Below are 8,269 nucleotides of genomic sequence, written 5' to 3'. Positions count from 1 at the left end.
GGCCGGGAAGGTACGGCAGGGGCAGGGGCAGGGGGGAGTGTGTGTTCCGGGTGGCGTGATCCCGGCCGTCCTCACTCGTCCGACGGAACGGAGCGCATGCCGCAGACTTGTCCCATGGCCATTCACGAGAACCTCCTCGGGGGACCGCCCCCGACCCACCTCCCCGACGACCCCGGGCCGCGCGAACTGCTGGCGGGCGGCACCTCGCCCGCCGATGTCGCCGCGAAGTACCCGACGTCCTCGCTCGCCTGGGCCCGGCTGGCCGACGAGGCGTTCGAGCGCGGCAGTGTCGTGGAGTCGTACGCGTACGCCCGTACGGGTTACCACCGCGGCCTGGACGCGCTGCGCCGCAGCGGCTGGAAGGGGCACGGCCCGGTGCCCTGGGACCACGAGCCGAACCGCGGCTTCCTGCGCGCCCTGCACGCCCTCGCCCGCGCCGCCCAGGCGATCGGCGAGAAGGAGGAGTACGAGCGCTGCAGCCAGTTCCTGAAGGACTCCTCGCCGTCCGCGGCCGAGGTCCTCGGCTGACCGGTGCCGCCGGTCCTCCGGGACGCGTCCGGCCCGCTCCCGCCGCCTGTGCGGGGGCGGGCCTTGCGGTTTCCTGCGACGATTGCGGAGTATGCCGTTGGGGACCGGGGCCCCGTGCCGGTAACGGCAGGGCGGACCGCTACCCGAAGTGCACCTCAGGAGACAGCGATGTCCCACGACGCCCCGAATCTCGACTTCGAGGGCAGCACGCCGTACGAGGACTACGTCAAGGCGGACGTGCTCACCCATCTCCAGCACCCCCTCTCCGACGATCCCGGAGAGATGGTCTTCCTGGTCACGACCCAGGTCATGGAACTGTGGTTCACCGTCATCGTCCACGAGTGGGAGACCGCCGCCCGCGCCCTGCGCGAGGACGGCGAGGACGGTGAGCACGGCAAGGACGGTGAGCACGGCAAGGGCAGTCAGGACGCCGAGGACGCCGAGGACGGCGAGTACGGTGAGCGCGGCGTACGGGTGGCGACCGACGCGCTCAAGCGTTCGGTGCGGGAGCTGGAGGCGCTCAACGCCTCCTGGACGCCGCTCGGACAGCTGACGCCGGCACAGTTCAACTCCTACCGGTCCGCCCTCGGCGAGGGCTCCGGCTTCCAGTCGGCGATGTACCGCCGCCTGGAGTTCCTGCTCGGCGACAAGTCCGCGTCCATGCTCGTTCCGCACCGCGGCGCCCCGCGCGTCCACGCCGAACTGGAGAAGGCGCTGCACGAGCCGAGCCTGTACGACGAGGTGGTCCGGCTGCTGGCACGGCGCGGCTACGACGTACCGGAATCCGTGCTCCGGCGTGACGTCACCCAGAAGTACGAGCCGGTGCCCGAGGTGGAGGCCGCCTGGACGGCCGTCTACTCCGGCGACCAGAACGGCGAACTGGCCCGCCTCGGCGAGGCCCTCACCGACGTCGCCGAACTGGTCTGGCGCTGGCGCAACGACCACCTGGTCGCCACCCGCCGCGCGATGGGCTCCAAGACCGGCACGGGCGGCTCCGCCGGAGTGGCCTGGCTGGAGAAGCGGGCCCGGGGCAACGTGTTCCCCGAGCTGTGGACGGCGCGGTCCTATGTCTGACCACACGAGGATCGCCGAGGAAGCCGGGGAACTGGACGCCACCGACCCGCTGGCCGCGGTGCGCGAGCGCTTCGTCCTCGACGACGTGACGTACCTCGACGGCAACTCCCTGGGCGCGCTCCCGGCGCACGTCCCCGCGCGCGTGGCGGACGTCGTGCGGCGCCAGTGGGGCGAACTGCGCATCCGGTCCTGGGACGAGAGCGGCTGGTGGACGGCGCCGGAGCGGATCGGAGACCGGATCGCACCGCTGGTCGGGGCGGGGGCCGGGCAGGTCGTCGTCGGCGACTCGACGAGTGTCAACGTCTTCAAGGCGCTGGTCGCCGCGGTGCGCATGGCGCGGGAGGACGGGGCGGACGGCCGGGATTCCCGTGCGGGTCACCGGAAGGACGGAGCGGATCACCGGGATTTCCGTGCGGATCACCGGGATTTCCGTGCGAGTCACCGGGATTCCCGCGCGGGGCACCGGGAGTCCCGTGCGGCGGGCTCGGGCGGTGCGGTCCGGGACGAGATCCTCGTCGACGCCACCACCTTCCCCACGGACGGGTACATCGCCGAGTCCGCGGCCCGGCTGACGGGCTGCACGCTGCGGCCCGTCCCCCCGTCCGGGGTGCCGTCGGCGCTCGCGGACCGCGGGGACCGCACCGCGGCCGTGCTGCTCAACCACGTCGACTACCGCACGGGCCGGCTGCACGACCTGCCCGCGCTCACGGCCGCCGTCCACGCGGCGGGGGCGTACGCCGTCTGGGACCTGTGCCACAGCGCGGGCGCCCTGCCGGTCGGCCTCGACGAGCACGGCGTCGACCTGGCCGTCGGCTGCACCTACAAGTACCTCAACGGCGGCCCCGGCTCGCCCGCCTACCTGTACGTGCGCCGTGACCTCCAGCACCGCTTCGACTCCCCGCTGCCCGGCTGGAACTCGCACGCCGAGCCGTTCGGCATGCGGCCCGGCTACACGCCCGCCTCCGGCGCGGTGCGCGGCAGGGTCGGTACGCCCGACATCCTCTCCCTGCTCGCCCTGGAGGCGGCGCTGGACGTGTGGGACGAGGACGGGGTCTCGGTGGCGGCGGTACGGGCCAAGTCCCTGGCGCTGACGGACTTCTTCCTGCGCTGCGTCGGGGCGTACGTCCCCGAGGGCCGGGTGGAGTCCCTGACCCCGCAGGCGCACGACGAGCGCGGCAGCCAGGTCGCGCTGCGCTGCGACGGCGCCGGTGAGGTGATGAAGCGGCTGATCGAGCGCGGAGTGGTCGGGGACTACCGTCCGCCCGACGTGCTGCGCTTCGGCTTCACCCCGCTGTACGTCGGCTTCGCGGACGTGGAGCGGGCGGCGCGGGTACTGGCGGACACGACGGCCGGCTGAGTCGGTGGGCGGGGCCGGCTGAGTCGCGGGGCGGGGCGAGGCGGACGGGGAAACGGGGGCCGGACGGATCATTCGGCCCTCACCCAGCGTCACATCCCCGTGTCCGTGCACGTCACCGGCCTGATAACGTCCCGCCAACGGCCGATTTCATTCTCCCGGTCCGCCAACACCGTTTCGTCGCTGAGAGGTTGAGCATGCCGGACGCCGCCGCAGAACCGGGCACCGCTGCCGCACGGGACGCCGCGGAGGAGAAGTCGGCCTTCTCGCATCCGGCGGTCGATCCCGACGACAGCGCCGCGTACGGCGAACTCCCCGACCAGGTCGTCGACTTCTACGCGCCACGGGGCACGGCGGGTCCGGGGGGCGCCGCCCCCGTGGTGGTGGTGTTGCACGGCGGCTCGTGGCGGGCTCCTTACGACCGGCGCCACATCAGCCCGTTCGCCGGTTTCCTGGCCCACCGGGGCTTCGCCGTGGCCAGCGTGGAGTACCGGCGCGGGGCCGAGGGCTCCGGGACCGGTGGTCCGGGGACCTCCGGGATCGGTGGTCCGGGGACCGGGAGTTCTGGGGCCGGGAGTTCCGGGGCCGGTGGTTCCGGGGCCGGGAGTTCCCGGTCCGGTGGATCCGGGGAGCCTCTCGCGGGGCGCTGGCCCGACACGTTCGACGACGTGGCGGCCGCGCTGGACGCGCTGCCCGAGCTGGTGCGGCGGCACCTGCCGGGCGCCGACGCCCGACGCATGGTGCTCACCGGGCACTCCGCGGGCGGCCACCTCGCCCTGTGGGCCGCCGCCCGCCACGTCCTGCCCGCCGACGCCCCCTGGCGCACCGACCGCCCGGCGCCCCTGCGCGGCGTGGTCGCCCTCGCCCCGATCGCCGACCTCCAAGTCGCCGACGAGCTCGGCGTGTGCGGTGACGCGGCGCGGCAACTGCTGGGAGCGGGCCCGCTGTTCGCAGAGCGACAGCCGTACGCCGACCCGGCTCTGCTGCTGCCGACCGGCATCGCGACGACCCTGGTCCAGGGCCGGGCCGACGTGGACGTTCCACAGGCGGTCGCCGACGCGTACGCCGACGCCGCGGCGAAGGCCGGGGAGGTGGTGGGCGTGACACTGCTGGAGGACGTCGGCCACTTTCCGCTGATCGACCCGGCGGCGGACGCGTGCGCGGTGGTGGCCGAGGAGATCGCCCAGCTGGCCTGGTGAGCCGGGGACTTCGCAGGACGTACGAACGCGCTGCGTGAATGCGGGGCGGGCTACGTCGTACCTGTCGTACCTGTCGTCGCACCGGTCGTGCGCGTCGCACCTGTCCTGCCCGTCGCACCCGTCGCCCCCGTCGTGCCTGTCACACCTGCCGTGCCCGTCGCCCCCCGTCGCCCCCGTCGTGCCTGTCGCACCGGTCGAGCCCGTCGTACCCGTAGTACCTGAGAGCTACCCGCCAGGTGAGTTCCCTGGCGGGACGCGGGTTACCCGGCCCGATCCATAACTTCCCTTCATACGGGCCCGATGGGCGGGCGCGGTGGAGGGGAGCGGCCATGGGGCCCGGTACGAAGGAAGGCTGGCGGCGGTGGGCGGGCAGGTGGCGCCGCGCCGGCTGCGCCGCTCTCATCGCGGGCGCCGTGGTGCTGCCCCTCTCCGGTGCCGCGCGGCCCGAGATCCCCGCCCCGGCACCCGCCGTCCTCGCGGCCCCGACGGCCGGCACGCTGGAGCAGACCTACGCCGCTCACCGGGCCAACGCCGCCGAGGCGTCCCGGATGGCCGCCGAACACGGCGACCGTCACCGCGCCGCGGCGGACCGCGCGATGGCCGACCCCTCCCGCCGCCTCCTCTCCTTCGACGGCCGGGGCGCCGGACTGGCCACCGAGGTCTTCGGCGACCTGGCCCGTGCCGAGCGTGTCGCCGTCCTGGTCCCCGGCTCCGACACCAGCCTCGACACCTACGACCGTTTCCGCGCCACGGCACTCGCCCTGCACCGCCAACTCGCCGCCGAGGCGCCGGGCACGCGTACCGCGGTCGTGGCCTGGCTGGGCTACGAGACGCCGGGCACCGTCAGCACCACGGTCCTCACGACCGACCGCGCCGACGCGGCCGCTCCCGAGCTGCGCGCACTGCTGACCGACCTGCGCCGGATCGCCGGCCCCGACACCCGCCTCGCCCTCCTCTGCCATTCGTACGGCTCGGTGGTCTGCACCCGCGCCGCGGACAGCGTGGACGTCACCGACATCGCCCTCGTCGGCAGTCCGGGCGGCACGGCCGACACCGTCGCCGACCTGCACACCGGCGCCCGGATATGGGCGGGCCGGGGCGCGGGCGACTGGGTGGAGAACGTTCCGCACCTCAGCGCCGAGCTGTTCGGCACCACCGTCGGCTTCGGCACCGACCCGGTCTCGCCGGACTTCGGTGCCCGGGTCTTCGACGCGGGCGACGGGGGCCACAGCGACTACTTCGCCCCCGGCTCCCTCTCTCTGACGAACCTCGCCCGGATCGCTCTGGGCGAGACCACCGAGGTGACCCATGACTGACGTGACCCGAACCCCTCGCCCCATACCCGCCCCGCGATCGACGTCCGCACCCCGATCGACGCCCGCGCCTCGTCCGGTCCCGGCGCCTCGCCCGCTCCCGGCGCCGCGGCGGGACACCCTGCGCGGCACACTGCACCGGGCCGCCGCCCGCGTCGACGCCGCGACCCCCGGTGACCGCGACCGGGCCGTCGACGCCCTGCGGGCCTTCGCCATCCTCGGTGTGGTCCTCGGGCACTGGCTGGTGACGGCCCTGGTCGCCGACGGCGGCAACCTGCACGCGGCCAGTCCGCTGCAGGACATGCCCTGGCTGGCCCCGGTCTCCTGGGCCTTCCAGACTCTCGCCGTGTTCTTCCTGGTCGGAGGTCATGTTGCCACCAAGGGCTACGCTTCGGCCCGCGCCCGCGGCGAGACCTACGGCCAGTGGCTGACCACCCGGCTGTCCCGGCTCTTCCGGCCCGTCCTGGCCGTCCTCGGCCTGTGGACGGTGTCGGCGGTGCTCCTGCTGCTGACCGGGGCCGAGCTCGCCACCGTCCACACGCTGGTGAAACTGGCCCTGTCCCCGCTGTGGTTCCTGCTGGTCTTCGCCGCGCTGACCGCGGCGACACCCCTGCTGACCCGGCTGCATCCGCTGTGGCCGCTGGTCGTCGTCCTCCACGTGGACCTGCTCCGCTTCGGGCTCGGCGCCCCGGCCTGGCTCGGCTGGATCAACCTCGCCGCCGGCTGGCTGGTCCCCTTCACCCTCGGCGCCGCCTGGACCCGCGGCGAACTGGACCGCCGCCGGGCGGGCTGGATCCTGCTCGCCGGCGGTACGGCGACGACCGCGGCGCTCGTCGCCTGGGCGGGATACCCGGCGTCGATGGTCGGCGTCCCCGGCGCCTCCGTGTCGAACCTCAACCCGCCGACCCTGGCCGCCGTCGCCTTCGGCCTGGCCCAGTGCGGGCTCGCCCTGCTGCTGCGCGGGCCGCTGCGCCGCGCGATGCGGCGGCCCGTGGCGTGGGCGGCGGTCGCCCTGGTCAACCTCTCCGCGATGACGATCTTCCTCTGGCACCAGACCGCGCTGATGGCGACCACCGCCATGGGCCTCCTCGTGGGCCGGCTGCCCGGTCTGCACACGCTTCCCGACGGCCTGGACTGGGTCGGGGCCCGGCTCGCCTGGCTCCCGGTGTTCGCCCTGGCGCTGGCCGGATGCTGGGCCGCGTTTCACTCCTGCGAGCGCGGCACCGGCAGGAGCCGTTCGCGCGTCGTGCGGACGCACCGGTCGCCGGGTCCGCCGAGGACGGCGGGTGCACGCCATGTCTAGGGTGGAGCCCGTGAAGCAGAGGGGGAAGCCGCAGTGGGTCCGGGAACGGGTCCGGCGAGTGCTGCGCGTGCTCCGCGACGACCTGTGGACCTGGCGTGCGGACCCGCTCCCGCCGTCGGTGTGGCTGCGTTGGCTGCCGCACGGGATCATCTGTCTGGCCGCCCTCGGTGTGCTCCTCGGTGACGCCGCCCAACTCGGGGACCAGGGCAAGGTCGAGCCGGGGTTCGCCTTCGTGATCGCGCTCGCGTCGGCCGGTGCGATGGTGCTCGCGCTGTGGCGACCGGTCGCCGGGTGGTGGCTGTCGATGGCGGGCATGCTGGTGGGCGCCGTCGCCGTACGGGCCGAGATGGTCTCCGGGCCGGGGCGCACGGTATCCGTGCCGGGCTACGCGGACCCCGTACCGGCCGACCTGGGTGAGGAGTTCACCTGGCCCTGGACGGCCGCCGGACTCATCGCCCACATGTTCGTCCTGCTGCTGCTCGCCCTGCGGGTCCGCACCCGGGTGTCCGCGGAGGCGCTGGCCCTGAGCGCGCTGGTCACCTATGTGCTGCAGGGCCTGGTGGGTGCGCCGAAGTACCTGCCGACCGGCCAGCTCGCCGTCGTCCTGTTCACGGTCGTCGTCGTCCTCGGCATGGCCCTGCGCGGCCGCAGGGTGGCCCGCAGCCAACTGGCCCAGCAGACCTCGCTCACCGCCGAGGAGCGGGCCCGGCGGACCCTGCTGGAGGAGCGCAGCCGTATCGCGCGCGAGCTGCACGACGTGGTCGCCCATCACATGTCCGTGATCTCCATCCAGGCCCAGGTCGCTCCCCACCTCGTCGCGGACCCGCCGGACGAGCTGAAGGAGAACCTCGCCGGCATCCGGCAGAACGCGCTGGAGGCGCTGACCGAGTTGCGCCGGGTGCTGGGCGTGCTGCGTTCGGAGCACCCGGACGCGGTGGACGCGCCCGAGGGGAGCGACGCGGCCCCGCACGCCCCGCAGCCCACCCTCGACCGGCTCGACGCGCTGGTGGAGAACACCAGGGCAGCCGGGCTGACCGTCACCACCGAGACGAGCGGGAGGCGCCGGCCGCTGCCGCCCGGCGTCGAGCTGTCGGCGTACCGGATCGTGCAGGAGGCACTCAGCAACGTGCTGCGGCACGCGCCCGGCGCGAGCGCCCGGGTCCACCTCACCCACCTTCCGATCGGCCTGCGCGTGGACGTCTCCAACACCCGGCCGAAGCAGGCACCGGGGCCGTCGCAGGGGGCGGGGCACGGGCTGCTGGGCATGCGCGAGCGGGTGGCGATGCTCGACGGCAGCCTGACGGCCCACCCGCTGCCGGACGGCGGCTACCAGGTGTCCGCGTTCCTTCCGGTCGACGAGGCCGACACGCCGGACGAAGCCGAGCCGCCCGCCCTCACCGACCCCGACTCCGACCCGCCCGACCCCACCACCTTCGGCCCCGAGCCGCCCGACCCCACCACCTTCGGCCCCGAGCCGCCCGACCCCACCACCTTCGGC

7 protein-coding genes are annotated in these 8,269 nt (G+C 74.3%); all 7 read left to right on the top strand.

What is annotated here, in order from left to right; genetic code table 11:
• Window positions 1-114 precede the first annotated feature (114 nt).
• On the top strand, window positions 115-528 hold the full coding sequence (locus HZS56_RS36530; RefSeq protein ID WP_216725112.1) for a DUF3151 domain-containing protein: 414 nt from the start codon (window positions 115-117) through the stop codon (window positions 526-528).
• Window positions 529-696: 168 nt separating this feature from the next.
• Window positions 697-1,602 (top strand): tryptophan 2,3-dioxygenase family protein, encoded by a 906-nt coding sequence (locus HZS56_RS36525; protein ID WP_216725111.1) that lies wholly within the window; start codon window positions 697-699, stop codon window positions 1,600-1,602.
• The gene (locus HZS56_RS36520) at window positions 1,595-2,959 is read left to right on the top strand and encodes a kynureninase (protein WP_216725110.1); all 1,365 of its coding nucleotides are present in this window, start codon (window positions 1,595-1,597) and stop codon (window positions 2,957-2,959) included. Before HZS56_RS36525 ends, HZS56_RS36520 begins: the two co-directional genes overlap by 8 nt.
• A 194-nt stretch (window positions 2,960-3,153) precedes the next feature.
• The gene (locus tag HZS56_RS36515) at window positions 3,154-4,155 is read left to right on the top strand and encodes an alpha/beta hydrolase (RefSeq protein WP_216725109.1); all 1,002 of its coding nucleotides are present in this window, start codon (window positions 3,154-3,156) and stop codon (window positions 4,153-4,155) included.
• A gap of 329 nt (window positions 4,156-4,484) precedes the next feature.
• A complete protein-coding gene (locus HZS56_RS36510) occupies window positions 4,485-5,471 on the top strand; it encodes an alpha/beta hydrolase (protein ID WP_216725108.1) in 987 nt (328 codons plus the stop codon).
• Window positions 5,464-6,771 (top strand): acyltransferase family protein, encoded by a 1,308-nt coding sequence (locus tag HZS56_RS36505; RefSeq protein ID WP_216725107.1) that lies wholly within the window; start codon window positions 5,464-5,466, stop codon window positions 6,769-6,771. The genes HZS56_RS36510 and HZS56_RS36505 overlap by 8 nt, the downstream gene beginning before the upstream one ends.
• The coding region (locus HZS56_RS36500; protein WP_216725106.1) for a sensor histidine kinase at window positions 6,764-8,269 on the top strand (1,506 nt) is incomplete at its 3' end. The genes HZS56_RS36505 and HZS56_RS36500, both read left to right, overlap by 8 nt.

The organism is Streptomyces mayonensis, assembly GCF_018982965.1.
Lineage (GTDB): Bacteria > Actinomycetota > Actinomycetes > Streptomycetales > Streptomycetaceae > Streptomyces > Streptomyces mayonensis.
This window is presented reverse-complemented; position numbering and strand designations above follow the sequence as displayed.

What these genes read in the sequence shown, in the direction of transcription:
- HZS56_RS36530 (WP_216725112.1), top strand. Translation starts at nt 115, where the DNA reads ATGGCCATTCACGAGAACCTCCTCGGGGGACCGCCCCCGACCCACCTC.
- HZS56_RS36525 (WP_216725111.1), top strand. Translation starts at nt 697, where the DNA reads ATGTCCCACGACGCCCCGAATCTCGACTTCGAGGGCAGCACGCCGTAC.
- HZS56_RS36520 (WP_216725110.1), top strand. Translation starts at nt 1,595, where the DNA reads ATGTCTGACCACACGAGGATCGCCGAGGAAGCCGGGGAACTGGACGCC.
- HZS56_RS36515 (WP_216725109.1), top strand. Translation starts at nt 3,154, where the DNA reads ATGCCGGACGCCGCCGCAGAACCGGGCACCGCTGCCGCACGGGACGCC.
- HZS56_RS36510 (WP_216725108.1), top strand. Translation starts at nt 4,485, where the DNA reads ATGGGGCCCGGTACGAAGGAAGGCTGGCGGCGGTGGGCGGGCAGGTGG.
- HZS56_RS36505 (WP_216725107.1), top strand. Translation starts at nt 5,464, where the DNA reads ATGACTGACGTGACCCGAACCCCTCGCCCCATACCCGCCCCGCGATCG.